Source organism: Providencia sp. UF-224 (assembly GCF_058245955.1).
In genome coordinates this window covers 1-18241 of record NZ_JBSICC010000005.1, presented here as the reverse complement: position 1 = coordinate 18241, position 18241 = coordinate 1, and the positions used below count along the sequence as shown (strand labels likewise).

General features: G+C 40.3%; 14 protein-coding genes. 8 read left to right on the top strand and 6 right to left on the bottom strand.

Features of this window, described 5'->3' with window-relative positions; translation table 11 throughout:
- Nucleotides 1-122: 122 nt before the first annotated feature.
- Together AC4IFO_RS06550 and AC4IFO_RS06545 are read right to left on the bottom strand one after the other, a co-directional pair.
- The gene (locus tag AC4IFO_RS06550) at nt 123-437 is read right to left on the bottom strand and encodes a hypothetical protein (RefSeq protein WP_490732867.1); all 315 of its coding nucleotides are present in this window, start codon (nt 435-437) and stop codon (nt 123-125) included.
- 17 nt (nt 438-454) lie between these two features.
- On the bottom strand, nt 455-706 hold the full coding sequence (locus AC4IFO_RS06545) for an Arc family DNA-binding protein (RefSeq protein ID WP_109911150.1): 252 nt from the start codon (nt 704-706) through the stop codon (nt 455-457).
- Between the two features lie 112 nt (nt 707-818).
- On the opposite strand from AC4IFO_RS06545, the gene AC4IFO_RS06540 reads away from it, so the two are divergent.
- Nucleotides 819-3137 carry an SGNH/GDSL hydrolase family protein gene (locus AC4IFO_RS06540; protein ID WP_490732864.1) on the top strand — a complete coding sequence of 773 codons (2319 nt, stop codon included), beginning with the start codon at nt 819-821 and terminating at the stop codon, nt 3135-3137.
- A 181-nt stretch (nt 3138-3318) separates the two neighbouring features.
- Here AC4IFO_RS06540 and AC4IFO_RS06535 read toward each other — a convergent pair whose 3' ends face one another.
- The 4 genes from AC4IFO_RS06535 to ybfF form a co-directional block, all read right to left on the bottom strand.
- Complete coding sequence (locus AC4IFO_RS06535) at nt 3319-5250, bottom strand: type I secretion system permease/ATPase (protein WP_490732862.1); 1932 nt, start codon at nt 5248-5250, stop codon at nt 3319-3321.
- 3 nt (nt 5251-5253) lie between these two features.
- On the bottom strand, nt 5254-6582 hold the full coding sequence (locus AC4IFO_RS06530) for an HlyD family type I secretion periplasmic adaptor subunit (RefSeq protein WP_490732860.1): 1329 nt from the start codon (nt 6580-6582) through the stop codon (nt 5254-5256).
- A 14-nt stretch (nt 6583-6596) separates the two neighbouring features.
- The gene (locus tag AC4IFO_RS06525; protein ID WP_490732858.1) at nt 6597-8684 is read right to left on the bottom strand and encodes a peptidase domain-containing ABC transporter; all 2088 of its coding nucleotides are present in this window, start codon (nt 8682-8684) and stop codon (nt 6597-6599) included.
- A 218-nt stretch (nt 8685-8902) separates the two neighbouring features.
- Entirely contained in the window at nt 8903-9679 is a 777-nt protein-coding gene (gene ybfF / locus AC4IFO_RS06520) for an esterase (RefSeq protein WP_490732856.1), read from the bottom strand.
- 322 nt (nt 9680-10001) lie between these two features.
- On the opposite strand from ybfF, the gene seqA reads away from it, so the two are divergent.
- The 7 genes from seqA to ihfB all read left to right on the top strand — a co-directional run bounded on the left by seqA (nt 10002) and on the right by ihfB (nt 18057).
- Nucleotides 10002-10547, top strand: coding sequence for a replication initiation negative regulator SeqA (gene seqA / locus AC4IFO_RS06515; RefSeq protein WP_490732854.1), 546 nt, complete (start codon nt 10002-10004; stop codon nt 10545-10547).
- Nucleotides 10548-10601: 54 nt separating this feature from the next.
- Nucleotides 10602-12236: a phosphoglucomutase (alpha-D-glucose-1,6-bisphosphate-dependent) gene (gene pgm, locus AC4IFO_RS06510; RefSeq protein WP_490732852.1), complete on the top strand. Its 1635-nt coding sequence runs from the start codon at nt 10602-10604 to the stop codon at nt 12234-12236.
- Nucleotides 12237-12503: 267 nt separating this feature from the next.
- Nucleotides 12504-13595: a 3-phosphoserine/phosphohydroxythreonine transaminase gene (gene serC / locus AC4IFO_RS06505; protein ID WP_490732850.1), complete on the top strand. Its 1092-nt coding sequence runs from the start codon at nt 12504-12506 to the stop codon at nt 13593-13595.
- A 120-nt stretch (nt 13596-13715) separates the two neighbouring features.
- Nucleotides 13716-14990 (top strand): 3-phosphoshikimate 1-carboxyvinyltransferase, encoded by a 1275-nt coding sequence (aroA, locus tag AC4IFO_RS06500; protein ID WP_490732849.1) that lies wholly within the window; start codon nt 13716-13718, stop codon nt 14988-14990.
- Nucleotides 14991-15181: 191 nt separating this feature from the next.
- On the top strand, nt 15182-15865 hold the full coding sequence (gene cmk / locus AC4IFO_RS06495; protein WP_490732848.1) for a (d)CMP kinase: 684 nt from the start codon (nt 15182-15184) through the stop codon (nt 15863-15865).
- A gap of 174 nt (nt 15866-16039) precedes the next feature.
- The gene (rpsA, locus tag AC4IFO_RS06490; protein WP_004909559.1) at nt 16040-17713 is read left to right on the top strand and encodes a 30S ribosomal protein S1; all 1674 of its coding nucleotides are present in this window, start codon (nt 16040-16042) and stop codon (nt 17711-17713) included.
- Nucleotides 17714-17769: 56 nt separating this feature from the next.
- Complete coding sequence (ihfB, locus tag AC4IFO_RS06485; protein WP_006813582.1) at nt 17770-18057, top strand: integration host factor subunit beta; 288 nt, start codon at nt 17770-17772, stop codon at nt 18055-18057.
- Nucleotides 18058-18241: the final 184 nt, after the last annotated feature.

The window sequence follows — 18241 nt, the reverse complement described above, 5'->3', positions numbered from 1 at the left end:
TTGATAAAAATGAAGCCTTTGTGTTGTGCATTATTTCTGATTGCAATTTAATTATAGTGGACAGTTTTATGCCTATCCACACTAGAACCGCTATAACTAACACTAGGAGTATTTCCAAAATATCACCTCATTTTTTTTGGTTTTTTTAAAGCATTCACTGCATCTATTGATTCATTGCATGACTCAAGAAACTCTTTTATGTTAGATGACCTCATGTTCATTTCTGACTCTATGAATTTCTCAATAAAATAATCGCCGCCTTCTATTTTTGCATATTGCTGGAACTTAAATAGTCTAGACAATGTATCGCAACTGCCAGCAAAAGTGCCAACTTCAGCAGCACTGACAATTAAGCTATTGGTTTCTTCATCTGCATTATCTGAATACGCAAAGAAAGTGACAGCGAAAACAGATAGTGCCAATAGATATTTTTTCACCATCACCTCACTGATAATTATTTTTTATCATTATAGAGCTTAATCAGCATTTCTACGACCGACTTTTTAAGCTCTTCAGCTTGTTCGTTGGCCACACGTTCGGCATCACTACGATAGCCAATAATAGGTGTTGGAGATGCTAAGTAATTATCAATTATGTGAACTAGCTCAGCATTTAGTGAGCGTCCATTCATCTTGGCTTTTTGTTTTAACTTCTCTTTAGTCTCAGCAGTAAGCCTGAGATTGAACTGTGTATCATCCCGTGCCATTCGTCTCACCCTCTAATTTTGGTGGACAGGCATAATATAACCTACTGTATTTATTCACAATAAGACCACGGTGCTACTATAGCGCTGCGACTACTCACGCTTGGAGAAAGCAATGTCAGAAATCATACCCAATGTTGTAATCAGCATGCCCAGCCAATTATTTACTCTCGCAAGGAAATTCCAAGCGGCGAGTAATGGCAAAATTTATATTGGTAAGATTGATACCGATCCGACCATACCAGAAAATCAAATCCAAGTTTATTTGGAAAATGAAGATGGCAGCACAATACCTGTCGCTCAGCCGCTAATCATCAACCAAGCTGGCTTCCCTGTTTACAACGGGCAAATTGCTAAATTCGTGACAGTAGAAGGCCATAGCATGGCAGTTTACAACGCATATGGAGAGCAGCAATTCTATTATCCTAATGTGCTGAAGTATGACCCTGATCAATTCAAAAGAGGGTTTGTTAATGACTTAAAAAGCAGCAAGGGTTCATCAATGGTCGGTTATTCTGATTTAGAGAGCTACCCAGATAACACTGTTGGCAGCGCAATAAAATCCATAAGAGTAAATATTAGTTCTTTCGGCTTATCTGAAAACATGGCAGATGAGAAAAACAATGCGACGTTATTAAACCAGAAGTTACAAGAGCTTTATGACGAAGGTGTCGTGACTGAAATTTACATGGATAAGCCATATCCTGTTGACCCTGAGTATAGCTATACAAATTACTTGTACGGCAGGAGAGTTGTTCATTTAACCGATTTTAAATTTTACGGACCTGCTAAATTTACGAGCTCAACGCCTTACAACGGCTTATACAATGTTCCTATTGAAGATAAACTTTGCAGTGAGCCAATTTTAACAAACACATCAAACATCAAGATAAACAAGCTCAAAAAGAAAGATATTAAAGTCGTCATTATGGGCGATTCGATATCGTTAGACTGGGCTGACTCCCTAACTTTGGGCGTCTGTCAGTGGTCGATTATTAAATCAGCATTACAAGCACAAAACCCTGACCATACCTTTACATTTATCAATAGAGCTATTGGTGGTCAAACGTGGGCGAATGCGAATACAAAACCGACATCATTTAGGTCGCCTTGGTACACTGATCCTGCCAGAAATTGGACTGACTATATCGTTGATACTGACGCTGATATTGTCCTGTTTGCTTTCGGAATGAATGACCGTGACAGCTTTAACGCAGGAACGATGCTATCAACTATTAATAAAGTACGTGTAGGCTTGCCATACGCACACTTCATTATGTGTACTTGCTTAGTTCCATCAAGGGGTAGCACATACAATAACGGTTCCAGTTTTGATGGCCTTCGATTCCAAGAGGGAAGAAACTTTGCCGCTGGTTTCGAGAGAACTTATGGGCGATGGGCTGGCTTCTCTGTTTTTGACTTCAATCGTTATTTTGTTCAAGCTCGAGATGGTAAAGACCAAATTTCTTGCGAGTTGCAAGAAATCCCTAATCAAGAGCCAGTTAACGGGGCTTATACCGCTGATGCGTGCGTTGATTTCTCATTTGAGGCATTAATTTCAGGATGGGATAAAAGCAAAGTTATTTACATTAATAGCGGCGGTGATCAATCAGAAGATTGGATTTACATCGGTGTTGATGCGTCCAACAATTTTGTAGTGACAGGCAGGACTGAATATATGAATGCTTATTACAGCAAAACAACTGATATTCAAGTGCCTTCTGGTGATTTCTGGTTAGTGACAACGGTTATTAATAACGAGTGTAATATTTATATAGGGCTAGACCCATCTCAAGAGCCAAAAGATGGAACTAATAACGTATATGTTACATCATTTTACATGGTTCGGCATGGCGGTACTGTTAGGCCTAAAATAGGTATGGGCGGCGTTCAGTCTGGTAACATTTCCAAAATTCGCGTGATGCTAGGGCAACCAACACAACGGAAGAAAATTATTACAGACCGCGAGATGTGGGGATTAGGAAATAATCTAGCAGATAGAAAAATGCCGTATGGCGGGAATGGTATCAATCACCCTAGCTCTCAGGGGTTAGCGAAAATCATCACACCAGTGATGCAAGCTCAAGATTTAAAAATAAAGTTCTCTAAGTTAGAGCTACCTATTACTATAGAGCCTGATGTAAACCCCTACATGAATAACCCACCATCAGCAACAGTCATAGATGGGTTAATTTATATTAACGGAGGTCTACATGGAGCAGGAGTCACGCAAGGGGCTAAATTGTTTAATATTGGGCGATATTCTGAGTTTAATAAAACATCAAGACTAGTACCAGCGTATGGAGTTGGCGGCGGGCTAGGCTGGGGCGCTAGGATATTGAGAGTTAACCCAAATGGCGATGTACTGCTTGAGGCGGGAGGCGATGGTTCATCAGGGTTACTATTGGATGGGATTAGCTTTAAATTAAACTAAACTCACTCTGACTGATTGCACCCATACCCCTGCGGAAATTTTCTGCGGGGTCATGTAGGTGGAAAATCACTGTGACAGACTGTGCCGAAATTGTGACACAAAAATGAGAGGAATTGGTAAAAATAGGCAAAAATTAGCAAATCGCAAAAATGCTGGCTGGCTTGTAGTGCGGCTTTGCTAGCTATAAATCGTTAATCAATCTTTGCACACCCTGAGATTCATAATCGAGTGCAGAGGTGGCCTCATCAAGGATTAAAATATCAGGTTCAGTCAGCAAGGCTCGAGCAAGAGCGACACGTTGGCGTTGTCCCCCTGAGAGGTTTACCCCTCTTTCAGACAGTGGGTAATCGAAGTTATCAGGCAAGGACATAATAAAATCATAAGCGCCGGCTAATTTTGCAGCACGAATGACTTGTTCTTGAGAAGCCTGTGGAACGCTTAACCGAATATTTTCGGCAATTGACCCAACAAATAGCGTACTTTCTTGTAAAACTATACTCATTCTTCGGCGCAATGAAACCGTATCTGCGGCAGCTAAGTCCATCCCATCGATAATCACTTGACCGTGTTGTGGAACATAAAGGCGTTGTAGTAATTTTGTTAGTGTGCTTTTCCCTGAGCCAGATGGCCCAGTTATCCCAATAAACTCTCCAGCTTTAATGGATAAGGTTAAATTATTGAGTACTTCAGGGGTATCTGGTTGGTAACGAAAACGGATATTTTGTAATTCAATTTTACCTTGTATTGCTGCTGAACTTGCAATCCCTTGACGTTCATTTTCAACGGGTTTATCCAAAATATCACCTACGCGGCGTAGCGAGATGATAGTGTGTTGAAAATCCTGCCATACTTGAGCAAATCGTAAAACAGGTTGTGTTACATGCGCACTTAGCATGTTAAAAGCAACTAATTCGCCAGGGCTAATTCCACCGTTTAAAACCTCTTTAACACCAACCCATAGAAGTATTGCAGTGGTGACTTTGCTGACTAGGGTCATTATCTGCCCTGCAATTTCGCTGCGCATGGAGACTTTGAAGTTTTGAAGGAGCTGTTTACTGAAGATTTTCTTCCATCGTTGATTAAAGTATTTTTCGGTTGCTGTTGTTTTTATTGTTTCAATTCCCGTAATACTTTCAGTCAGAAAGGTCAGTCCATTTTCGTCAGCTTGATAGGCTTTTTCTGTTTGTTGACGGATTATAGGACCCAGTATCATCCATAAAATAAAAAATACCCCCATCGACCCCATTAAAATCCAAGCCATAAGGGAACTGTAGGAAAATAAAACGGCAATAAAAATGATGACAAAAGTGAAATCAATGAACAGCATTAAGGTTGAGCCGGTCAGAAATTGCCGAATATTGGCGAGTTCACGAACGCGTGCAATGATTTTCCCAGTTGGTCTCAATTTAAAATAATCTAATGGTAATGCCATGAGATGGCGGTAAATTTTTCCTGATAATTCAGCATTTATTTGGCTGCTTGTGTGGCTAAATATTTTGTTGCGTAAAAATGTGTAGGCGGGCTCCATAACAGCAATTGCAAAAATAGCGATGGCAATGACGTGTAAGTTGGAAATACTTCGGCCTACCAAAACCTTATCAACAAGGTTTTGAAATAAAAGTGGGCTGATTAAGGCGAATAATTGAATGACAGCAGAAAGAATGAAAATATTTCGCAGCTTACAATATTGGCGCATTATTGAAGGAATAAACCAGCCAAAACCAAAGGCCTTTTTTTGCTCCGTTTCTTGTTGTTCCTTAATTAACAAAACATCTAACTGAGCATGTGTATTGAACGTAATATCATGAATAGCTTGCTGCTCGTTATTCTCTGGATTGATAAGCACAATTTCGTTTTTGCTATCTAAAATTTTCCACATCCCCTCAAAATAAACCAAAGCAGGCAGTGGCAATGAATTTAATTGTGAGTGAGATAGTGATATAAGCTCAGTTTCATACCCTAAAGTATGAGCACACTCTCGGATATCCCATTCAGTAGGTAAGGTAGCTTGCAGCCCAATAGCATGACGAAGCTGTTCTTTTGTCACATTTTTTTTGTAGTAATTAGCAATCCAAACAATGGCTTCCAAGCCGTTATTATTCATCTGTTCCATTGATTATTTTTCTCTCATTGCATTCGAGGTGTATTCATTGATAGGGCTAAGGAGATAATCGATAACGCGTCGTTTATCTGTTTTAATTTCAGCCACAATGGAAAGGCCTGGGGTGAGTTCAATTTTCTCACCTTCAACCAATAATGAATTTTGATGTAAACCAATTTGCCCTAAATAAACTAATCCCAAATTTTCATCTTGGGTGCTATCCCTCGAAATTGAAATAATTTCGCCGTCAATTGTTCCGTAGCGGGTATACGGAAACGCATCTATTTTTACTTCGGCTTTTAACCCTTCATGAATAAAGCCAATATCTTTGTTCAGGATTTTGATCTCAGCGAGTTGAACGTGGTTATTTGGAACAATCACCATTAATTGCTGTGCAGGTTGGAGGACAGCACCAATTGTGTGTGTGGCAAGCTGCTGAACAGTACCATCAACTGGCGCTCGAATAATTTCAAGCTGATTTCTTTCTTGGTTTTTTAGTAACTCTTGGTCAAGAGAGACTTGCTTAAATGCTGCTTGCTTATATTTTTCATCCCATTCTTGGTTTTTTTGCGCTTTTATCCGATCGCGTTTTTTAATCAAAGCATGATGCTGACTGTCTAAAATAGACAACTCGGAGAGCTTGGTCGTTTTTTCTTTTTGGGCAATAAGTAACTCACGTTCTTGTTCAAGGAATTCTTTTTGGCTAATAATTTGCTTTTGACTCAGTGACTGGTGTGCCTCTAGCCGTTTTTTAATATTCAGGATGAGAGCGTTGATTGTTTTTAATTCATTTTTCCTAGCTTGTTGATTAACGGTATTTAGTTGGATTTCATTTGATATTTCATTGATAAGCGAATCAAACTCTATTTTTTGTGTTTGATAACTTGCAACTGCGCTGGTTTTTTCTTCTTTAGAGAGCGTATTAAATAAGGGCAATTGGCCAACGGGTTGATGCGATAGGAGCGCTTGATAAATTAATGCTTCGATGAGTTGGAAATTACGTTGGTAATGTAAACTTTGAATGTCTTGATCTACCCCTAAAACATTTACAGTAAATAATGATTCACCTTGCTTAACCTTTTGGCCATCTGCTACATGAATGTGTTGTAAACGGCTTAACTCAAACGCTTGAATTTGTTGAGTACGCCCAGAGACAATTAATTTCCCCTGAGTGGTTGCTTGAATATCTAATTTGCCAAAAAACGACCAAATAATAGCAATAAAAACACCCAAGCTGATTAAAATCGCAACACATGAAGCTAAATAAGAGGGCGGTGTTTTTAAAATAGCCAAATGGGAAGGTAAAAAACTGTTATAACGTATTTTTTCTAATCTTTGTTTCATGTGACATCCGTGTCTTATTTAAGAGATTGTTGTAGCGTCCATAAATGCTTATAGAAATCACCTTGCTCAATGAGTTGCTGATGACTGCCTTGCTCAATAATCTCCCCGTTTTGCATGACGATAATTCGTTGGTGATTACGAATTGTTGAAAGGCGATGTGCGATGGTAATTACTGTTCTGCCTTGTGCGATAATCTGCATATTCTTTTGAATAATGGCTTGAGATTCATCATCTAAAGCGCTGGTTGCTTCATCAAAAATAATTACTTTGGGGTTAGCAAGTAAGGTTCTTGCTATTGCAATGCGTTGTCGTTGACCACCTGAAAGAGATGAACCACCTTCTGCTAAAACAGTGTCATAACCCATCGGTAATTTAAGAATAAACTCATGAGCTCCTGCCATTTTAGCGGCATGCACAACATCATCCATAGATGCGTTAGGCTGAGTCTGGGCGATGTTATTGAAAACAGATTGGCTAAATAAGAAATTCTCTTGAAGAACAATGCCTATTTGTTGTCTCAATGAGTGAATGTTGACGGAGGATAACGGCATACCATCAATAAAAATTGTTCCACTTTCAGGGCTGTATAATCGGAGTAACAGGCGTGCTAAGGTGCTTTTACCTGAACCTGATGTGCCAACAATACCGATGGTTTCACCCGCTTTGATATTCAAATTAAAATTCTGAAGGATGTAGGGAGTGTTGGGCTGGTAACGAAAACAAATGTTATCCAGATGAACATTACCCTTTATTGGCACTGTGTTTTCTTGGCGATTCTGTTCTACAGGTAAATTGATTATTTGTGATAACTTTTCAATAGCGACATGAGTTCGAATGTAATCTCCCCATAATTTAACGAGTTTCACTAATGGCTGGCTGGCATGGTTTACCATCATGTGAAAAGCAATAAACTGGCCGATTGTCATTTGTAAGGCGAGAACTTCTGAGGCACCAACCCATAATATGATTGCACTGGTGGTCTTTTCAATCAGCATTACTAGATGCTCTGAACGAGAGCCAATTTGCCCCGAAGTAAAATTCGTATGGCTCATATCCGATGTCTGTTTATCCCAACGACGGGTAAAATTGGGTTCTACAGATAAACTTTTTGCAGTTTCAATACCATTAATACTTTCTGTTAAGAATGAAGTGTTGATGGCAATATTCATAAACTGCTGTTGAGCTGCCGCTTCAATTTTGGGGGTTAGCCACCACGCTAATAATAAATAGAATGGAATTGAGCATAAAAATATTAGAGTGAGTGTGCTTGAGATTAAATTCATTACAAAAATAAAGACAAACAGGAATAAAACATCAACGCATAGTGTAAAGAAGCTGCTGGTTAAAAACTCTCTGATCGTTTCAAGTTCTTTAACACGGGTAACAATTGCCCCAATTTGGCGGTTCTTAAAAAAAGGAATCGGTAAGCGAAGTAAGTGATCAACCAATTTTAACCCTAATGTCACATCAATTCGGTTAACAGTATGGTGATAAATATATTGCCGTAAGCCTTTTAATGTAACTTCTATAATTGCCGCGATAATAAGCCCAAAAACTAAAACATCTAAGGTTAATAAACTGTTATGGACTAATACTTTGTCCATGATTACTTGCATTACAATGGGAGAGACTAATGCCAATATTTGAAGTATGAATGAGAAAAATAGAACCCAAAGAATGATTGATTTGTATTTCAAAAATTCCACTTGAAACCAAGTGATATCAAATTGCCCTTGTTTTAAACTTACATGTAGCCAGTGCCCACTCCATTGTTGCTGGAGCTGTGCGATATCCCAAATCTCAGGGGGAGTTTGACCAAATGATTGCACTAAGACTTGTTCATTATTTCGATTAGCTAATAAAAAAGCTTCCCCCTGTTCATTATATAAAATTGCGGGACAGGAAATCTTAAAAACATCTTTATTTTTTCTGTGTTTTTTTTTACAGCTAATATTATGCTTTTTTTGGATTGACTTTATTTTTTCATTATAATTTATTGGTTGGTTAATTAATGTTTCAAGTTCATTAAGGTGAGTTGCTCCTGATAATTTAGCAATGATATTAATGAAATATAAAGTTGATGGTTCATGAATGTTTTTCATTCTTGGTATTAATCATTCCTTTGAATATAGAAAATAAAATTAATATATAGTTTTATTTTCTTTAAGTTTCTTTAAAAAAGATAATACAGATTTTAATATTGTCTGTGTATTGAAGTTTGTCTTATTCTTTTATTCAATAATTAATTATTGTGGTGGATTGATGGTGTAAAGATATTGAAATGGAAAATAATATTTCAATATCTTTATAAATAGAGGCATTACTGAGAAATAGAAAGAAACCTGTGGATAGCTCTTAAAACATGATCAGGTTTTTCTGCGTGCACCCAATGCCCCGTATCTGCGACAACCCATGCTTTTGCATTTGGAAATTGAGCGGCAATTTCGTCTTTATATTCAGCTTGTACGTAAGGGGAGTTACCGCCAGGGATCAATAAGACTGGCTTATCCCATGATGGCACGGTTTCCCAACCTATAATTTTTTCGTAATTAGCCTTAAGGGCAGGGATATTGAATTTCCATTCACCTTGTTTAAAAGACTTGAGCAAAAATTGGATAACGCCTTCTTCGTTTATTTCATTTCGCATAATCGCGGCGGCATCTTGGCGATTTTTTGCGTGCTCAGCGGTGACAGCATCTAGTGCTGCAAAAATCTTATCGTGGCGGCGAACTTTGTATGCAACTGGAGCGATATCAATCGCGACAAGTTTTTCAATAAAATCAGGGGCAATTTCAGTGGCAGCCATGGCAATTTTACCGCCCATAGAGTGCCCAATTAAAATTGCACTTTCATAACCTAATGATTGGATAAGGCTAATAACATCTTGTGCCATCTGTTGATAAGACATCTGTTCAGCACGAAAAGAATCACCATGGTTGCGAACATCAATTTGAATGGTATCGAAATAGTGTTGAAGGTCGCGACCAAGTACACCCAAATTATTGAGGTCGCCAAACAACCCATGAATAAGAACGACAGGGCTATTGCTCAGTGGATTTTCGGGTTTATGGATAGTATGGTTGAGTAACAGAGTCATATTTTTCTTATCAAAAATTAGAGAAGTAAGTCACTTATCATGTCATGGCTATAGAGAAAATCCAAATATTCGAGTTTGCATCTTTATGTAAAGGATATTTAGCTAGATCAATGAAAAATAAATGGGTTATAACAGGAACTCAGAAAATTGAACGTTAGCACAGAATAAAAACACCTAAAGTAATAGGACGATAACATACTGAAATACCATCGAACTTAGAACTATGTTTACTTTAAGTTGTTGAAATTTTAATTGTTTTGTTTTTTTTAAAACTGTCTTATAATCACACCGCGAATTTTAGTTAAATAAGTACTGGGAAAAAATGAAAACGATAGAAGTTGATGAAGAGCTTTACCGCTATATTGCGAGCCATACACAGCATATCGGTGAAAGTGCATCGGATATCTTGCGCCGTATGTTAAATTTCAAATCCGGGCAGCCAGTACCAGTTAAAGAGATTAGTCAGGCACAACCGGTGATTAAGGCAGAATCTGCAGCGAGTGTACCTGTGACTGCACAAAACCCGGTCAGAGTTGTTCGCGAATTATTATTGTCGGATGCCTATGCTGAAAAAAGCAAAGCCATCGACCGTTTTATGTTAATTTTGTCGACACTATACAGCTTAGATGCGAAACGCTTTGCGAGTGCAACTGAGCTTATGCACGGTCGCACGCGTGTTTACTTTGCAGGTGATGAACAAACTCTGCTTGCCGCGGGCAAACAGTCTAAGCCTCGTCATATACCCGGCACGCCTTACTGGGTGATAACTAACACAAATACCAATCGCAAACGCAGTATGGTCGATGCCATCATGCAGGAAATGCAATTTCCCGCTAATGTGATTGAAAAAGTGAGTAATACCATTTAATAACTGAATTCACTGATGTTGGTAACCAAGCATCAGTGCTTTGGGAGAAAACAAGTGACAATACATGAACGTGCAGGGCAGCTTCCGTTTCAAAGTGACTTGATCAATGTCGCTCAATTAACCGCTCAATATTATACGCAACAACCTCAGCCGGGAAATGCTTCACATGCTGTTAAGTTTGGCACATCTGGCCACCGTGGTAGTTCGTTGCGTAAAAACTTCAATGAAAATCATATATTAGCAATTGCACAAGCGATTGCTGATTTACGAAAACAACAAGGTGTAACGGGGCCTTGTTATGTCGGTAAAGACACGCATGCATTATCTGAGGCAGCGTTTATTACCGTAGTTGAGGTATTAGCGGCTAACCAAGTTCATGTGATTGTTCAGGAAAATAATGGCTTCACGCCAACGCCTGCAGTTTCTCATGCCATTTTAAGTTATAACCGCTCCCACACCGATATAGCGGATGGTATTGTCATTACGCCATCACATAATCCACCAGAAGATGGCGGGATCAAATATAACCCCGCAAATGGTGGCCCAGCAGATACGGATTTAACTTCAGTCATTGAAAAACAAGCCAATCAATTATTGGCAAACAACCTTGCTGGGGTTAAGCGTTTAAATTTTGATGTGGCAATGGCAAGTGAATATGTCACCAGCCAGGATTTGGTCATGCCTTATGTGACTGCACTTGGTGAAGTTGTTGATATGGCAGCCATTGCGAAGTCAGGGCTGAAAATTGGCGTTGACCCATTAGGTGGCTCAGGCATTGAGTACTGGAAAAAAATTGCAGAATATTATCAATTAGATATTGAAATTGTTAATGATCAATTAGACCAAACGTTCCGTTTTATGCCGCTTGACCATGATGGGGTTATCCGCATGGATTGCTCATCTAGTTGGGCAATGGCTGGCCTATTAGGCATGAAAGAGAAGTTCGATTTAGCATTTGCTAATGACCCTGATTATGACAGACACGGTATTGTGACACCTGATGGCCTAATGAACCCTAACCACTACCTTGCTGTTGCGATTGACTATTTATTTCAACATCGCCCACAGTGGGGGAAAGATGTTGCCGTTGGCAAAACACTCGTTTCCAGCGCGATGATTGACCGTGTTGTCAGCGATATTGGCCGTGAACTTGTTGAAGTGCCGGTTGGCTTTAAATGGTTTGTTGATGGCTTATTTAGTGGGAAACTGGGTTTCGGTGGTGAAGAAAGCGCCGGTGCATCATTCCTTAAATTCGATGGTACGCCGTGGTCAACAGACAAAGACGGTATTATTCTGTGCTTGTTAGCCGCTGAAATCACAGCAGTTACAGGTGAAAATCCGCAGCAACGTTATAATAAATTGGCTGAAAAATTCGGTGCGCCAATTTATAACCGTATTCAAGCCAAAGCAAGCCATGAAGAAAAAGCCAAGCTGAGTAAATTATCTCCAGAGATGGTTGCCGCAGATACGTTAGCCGGGGATAAAATTACTCAACGCTTAACCGAAGCTCCGGGTAATGGTGCATCCATTGGTGGATTAAAAATTATGACGGATTATGGCTGGTTTGCTGCACGGCCTTCAGGAACCGAAGAAGCTTACAAAATATATTGTGAAAGTTTCCGTGGTGAAGAACACCTTCGCCTAATCGAAAAGGAAGCAATCGAAATTGTGAGTAAAGTGATTAGTTAATCAATCCTTCGTTTGAATATCCCGCATTGTCATTTTCGGGGGCAATTCGGGATATTATCTGTTTTTTATCGTTAATCTCTTCATAAAATTAGGGTTGTTGAGAGTGTGACGAGATTAACAAAATTCTTTTCTATATTCCGCCCCAAATTCCCCTATTACTTTTCATTCTCTAGCGACAATAACCGTTGCAGCTAAAGGCTCACAATGGTACAACTTTAAGTATCTGAGTGAATTTTGCTAACTATAATTGAAGATAGGGTGAGGTCAATGAGTCAGGTTTATAATTTCAGTGCAGGTCCAGCAATGCTACCTGTTGAAGTGATGCGTCGTGCTGAACAAGAATTTTGTAATTGGAAAGGCTTAGGCGTTTCGGTAATGGAAGTTAGCCATCGCGGAAAAGACTTTATTGAAGTGGCGTCTGAAGCCGAACAAGACCTACGTGACTTATTAAATATTCCAGATAACTATAAAGTGTTATTTTGTCATGGCGGTGCCCGCGCACATTTTGCTACCTTGCCAATGAATTTATTAGATGGCAAAACGACGGCAGATTATATTGTTAGTGGTTATTGGTCTGAATCTGCGGCGAAAGAAGCTGAAAAATATTGCAAACCAAATGTCATCGATATTACAGAAGAAAAAGATGGTGTTGTAAGCTTAAAACCTATGAGCGAGTGGCCTTTAAGTGATGATGCGGCCTACGTGCATTATTGCCCTAATGAAACCATTGGTGGACTAGCAATCCACGAAGAACCTGATTTTCCTGAAGATAAAATTATTGTAGCAGACTACTCTTCTTCCATCCTATCTAAACCTATCGATGTTAGCCGCTATGGCGTGATTTATGCAGGGGCACAAAAAAATATCGGGCCTGCAGGGTTAACGATTGTCATTATCCGTGAAGACCTGCTAGGTAAAGCATCCCCACAAACGCCATCAGTATTTGATTATACTGTGTTAGCAAAATTTGATTCTATGTTTAATACTCCGCCAACATTTGCGTGGTATTTAGCGGGTATGGTTTTCAAATGGCTGAAAGCACAGGGCGGTTTGCAAGAAATGGCAAAACGCAATTATGAAAAATCACAGTTGCTTTATAACGCCATTGATGACAGTCAGTTTTATATCAACCGCGTTGCGGTAGAAAACCGTTCTTGGATGAACATACCCTTCCAAATGCAAAACCCTTCACTAGATGCCAAATTTATTGAAGAAGCAAAAGACCAAGGGCTACTTTCACTAAAAGGCCACAAAGTGGCTGGTGGTATGCGTGCGTCTATCTATAATGCTATGCCATTAGACGGCGTGCAGGCATTGGTTGATTTTATGGCTAATTTTGAACGCCATCACGCACAATAATCAGATTTGCCGACTGAAATAGGATGTTCAGTCGGTTATTTGTGCTCTCACAATTCGATTAAAAAGAAAATAGGGCCGAATATTATTTACTTGCAAACTTCACTGGAGAAACTGCTTTTTATGCAATCCCTGACATTACAACCTATCTCTTCAATTAACGGCACAATCAACTTGCCAGGGTCAAAAAGTGTCTCAAACCGCGCACTATTATTAGCGGCGATGGCCAAAGGAACGACCACACTCACTAACTTATTAGACAGTGATGATATTCGCCACATGCTGAATGCATTAAGCTTGTTAGGTGTGAGCTATCAACTTTCTGAAGATAAAACACGTTGTCGTGTGGAAGGTTTGGGGGGAAATTTATCTCATCCAGATGCGCTAGAAATATTTTTAGGGAATGCAGGAACTGCAATGCGCCCACTGACTGCGGCTTTGTCATTAAGCCATAATAATATTGTGCTGACTGGCGAACCTCGTATGAAAGAGCGTCCAATTGGGCATTTAGTGGATGCGCTAAGAGAAGGCGGTGCTGTCATTGAATATTTAGAGCAAGAAAATTACCCACCAATTCGCCTGAAAGGTGGTTTTGTCGGTGGGGAAATTTCGGTTGATGGCTCAGTATCCAGCCAGTTTTTAACCGCATTATTAATGGCTGCACCTCGTGCGGAGCAAGACACAACTATTTCGATTATTGGTGAGTTAGTTTCCAAACCGTATATTGATATCACATTGGCATTAATGAAAACCTTTGGTGTTGAAGTGGAAAATCATCAATACCAGCACTTTATCATTAAAGTCCAGCAACAATATCAATCACCAGGTGAGTACTTAGTTGAAGGTGATGCTTCTTCTGCCTCTTATTTCTTAGCTGCTGCGGCAATTAAAGGTGGTACCGTGCGAGTCACGGGAATAGGTCGCAACAGCTTACAGGGCGATACTAAGTTTGCCAATGTACTGGAAAAAATGGGCGCAACCATTCGCTGGGGGGATGATTTTGTCGAATGTGAGCGTGGAACATTAACAGGGATAGATATGGACATGAATGCCATCCCTGATGCTGCAATGACCATTGGAACTGTTGCATTATTCGCAGAGGGTGAAACAGTCATTCGTAATATTTATAACTGGCGAGTAAAAGAAACTGACCGGTTATATGCGATGGCAACTGAGCTGCGTAAAGTGGGTGCTGAAGTTGAGGAAGGGCATGATTATATTCGAGTCGTCCCGCCGAAAAAATTAAAGCATGCTGAAATTGAAACTTACAATGACCATCGTATTGCGATGTGCTTTTCTTTAGTTGCACTCTCAGATACACCAGTAACTATCTTGGATCCAGGTTGCACGGCAAAAACGTTCCCAGATTACTTTGAACAACTAGCTCGACTAAGTTAATCATTCGATTAAAAGAGGTTGATATTAATACCGTAATATCAACTTCTTTCATTCCACCTAGAAATCAATTTTCTCCTATTTTATTGCAATCATCAGAACCTGCTTATTTCACAAAATCGATGAATTGGTATAATGCCTTCACTGAATTCAATTGCAGGTAGCCAAGGCTATTTGCAGGAAAGGAGATTTTTATGGTGGCAATCGCCCCTGTAATCACGGTTGATGGACCTAGCGGTGCAGGCAAAGGGACTCTTTGTCAAGCATTGGCAAACGATTTTGGATGGCAACTTTTAGACTCTGGTGCAATATATCGTGTGTTGGCACTGGCTGCTTTACATCACCATGTCGATATCCAATCAGAAGATGCATTGGTGCCTCTGGCCGCAAACTTAGATGTTCGCTTTGTTCCTGAAGAAAATGTATTAAAAGTCATTTTAGAAGGAGAAGACGTTTCCAATCAAATAAGAACGGAAACTGTTGGTAATACAGCTTCACAAACGGCGACTTTTCCTCGTGTTAGAGAAGCGTTGTTAAGACGTCAGCGCGCATTTCGTGCTATGCCAGGGTTAATTGCTGATGGCCGCGATATGGGAACAGTTGTTTTTCCTGATGCGCCAGTCAAAATTTTCCTTGATGCTTCAGCGAAAGAGCGAGCGCATCGGCGTATGAAGCAGTTGCAAGAAAAGGGCTTTGATGTTAATTTTGAACGTCTTTTGAGCGAAATTGAGGAGCGTGATTTCCGAGATCGTAACCGTTCCGTTGCGCCTCTTGTTGCCGCGAAAGACGCGTTAGTGCTGGATTCCACAAGTATGTCGATTGAGGAAGTTATTGAAAAAGCACGCACCTACGCAAAAAAAATTCTACAATTATCGTGATAATAGGCTTTATTTTAGCTTATAATTAGATAATATACGCACTTACCGTTATGCTGGTTATTTAATTAGCATAACATCAACCTTGCGACATGGAATGTTGTTGGGTATGTGAAACAACCCCATTTGGCGGGAAGCTAAGTGGACGTTAATTTAAAACTCTTGAAGATCATTAATATGACTGAATCTTTTGCTCAACTCTTTGAAGAATCCCTGCAGAATATTGAAACTCGTCCTGGTTCTATCGTCCGTGGTACTGTTGTTGCCATCGACAAAGACGTAGTCCTGGTTGACGCAGGTCTTAAATCAGAATCTGCTATCCCAGTAGAACAGTTCAAAAATGCTCAGGGTGAGCTAGAAATCCAAGTTGGCGACGAAATCGATGTAGCTCTGGATGCAGTAGAAGATGGTTTCGGTGAAACTATCCTGTCTCGTGAGAAAGCTAAACGTCATGAAGCATGGCTGATGCTGGAAAAAGCTTACGAAGAAGCTGAAACTGTAACTGGTGTTATCAACGGTAAAGTTAAAGGTGGTTTCACTGTTGAACTGAATGGCATTCGTGCGTTCTTACCAGGTTCACTGGTAGATGTACGCCCAGTTCGTGATACTACTCACTTGGAAGGCAAAGAGCTTGAGTTCAAAGTAATCAAGCTGGATCAGAAACGCAACAACGTTGTTGTTTCTCGTCGTGCTGTAATTGAATCTGAAAGCAGCGCTGAGCGCGATCAACTGCTGGAAAATCTGCAAGAAGGCATGGAAGTTAAAGGTATCGTTAAGAACCTTACTGACTACGGTGCATTCGTTGATCTGGGCGGTGTTGACGGCCTGCTGCATATCACTGACATGGCTTGGAAACGTGTTAAACACCCAAGCGAAATCGTCAACGTTGGTGATGAAATCAATGTTAAAGTTCTGAAATTCGACCGTGAGCGCACTCGTGTTTCTCTGGGTCTGAAACAACTGGGCGAAGATCCTTGGGTCGCAATCGCTAAACGTTACCCAGAAGGTACTAAACTGACTGGTCGCGTTACTAACCTGACTGACTATGGTTGCTTCGTTGAAATCGAAGAAGGCGTTGAAGGTCTGGTTCACGTTTCAGAAATGGATTGGACTAACAAAAACATCCACCCATCTAAAGTTGTTAACGTTGGTGATGTTGTTGAAGTTATGGTTCTGGATATCGATGAAGAACGTCGTCGTATCTCACTGGGCCTGAAACAATGCAAATCTAACCCATGGCAGCAATTTGCAGAAACTCACAACAAAGGCGACCGCGTTGAAGGTAAAATCAAGTCTATCACTGACTTCGGTATCTTCATCGGACTGGACGGCGGCATCGATGGCCTGGTTCACCTGTCTGACATCTCCTGGAACGTTGCAGGCGAAGAAGCAGTTCGTGAATACAAAAAAGGTGACGAAATCGCAGCTGTTGTTCTGCAAGTCGACGCAGAGCGTGAGCGTATTTCTTTAGGTGTTAAACAGTTAGCTGAAGATCCATTCAATAACTACTTAGCAGCAACTAAGAAAGGCGCAATCGTAACTGGTAAAGTAATCGCAGTTGATGCTAAAGGTGCAACTGTTGAGCTGACACTGGGCGTTGAAGGTTACCTGCGTGCATCAGAAGCTTCACGTGACCGTGTTGAAGATGCAACTCTGGTTCTGAACGTTGGTGATGATGTTGAAGCTAAATACACTGGTGTTGATCGTAAAAACCGTGTAATCAACCTGTCTGTTCGCGCTAAAGACGAAGCTGATGAGAAAGACGCTGTTGCAGCTGTGAACAAACAAGAAGATACAGCATTCGGCAACAACGCTATGGCTGAAGCTTTCAAAGCAGCTAAAGGCGAATAATTAAGTGGGAGCAACGACAGTGTTGCTCCTTTGTAGCGGTAGTTTAGGGAGGTACTATGACCAAGTCTGAGTTAATTGAAAGACTGGCTAGCCAGCAATCTCATCTTTCAGCAAAAACCGTTGAGGAAGCTGTAAAGGAAATTCTTGAGCATATGGCTGATACGTTAGCTAGCGGTGAGCGTATTGAAGTCCGTGGTTTCGGCAGTTTTTCTCTTCACTACCGTGCACCACGCGTTGGCCGTAACCCAAAAACTGGTGACAAAGTGGAACTGGAAGGTAAATACGTTCCCCACTTCAAACCAGGTAAAGAGTTACGTGATCGTGTAAATATTTACGGTCAATAATAGGCTGTAAATCTTAATTATTACATCAAACAGCGCTTGTATCTTATACGGCGCTGTTTTTTTATACCCTGACCAACACCAACACCAACACCAACACCAACACCAACACCAACACCAACACCAACACCAACACCAACACCAACACCAACACCAACACCAACACCAACACCAACACCAACACCAA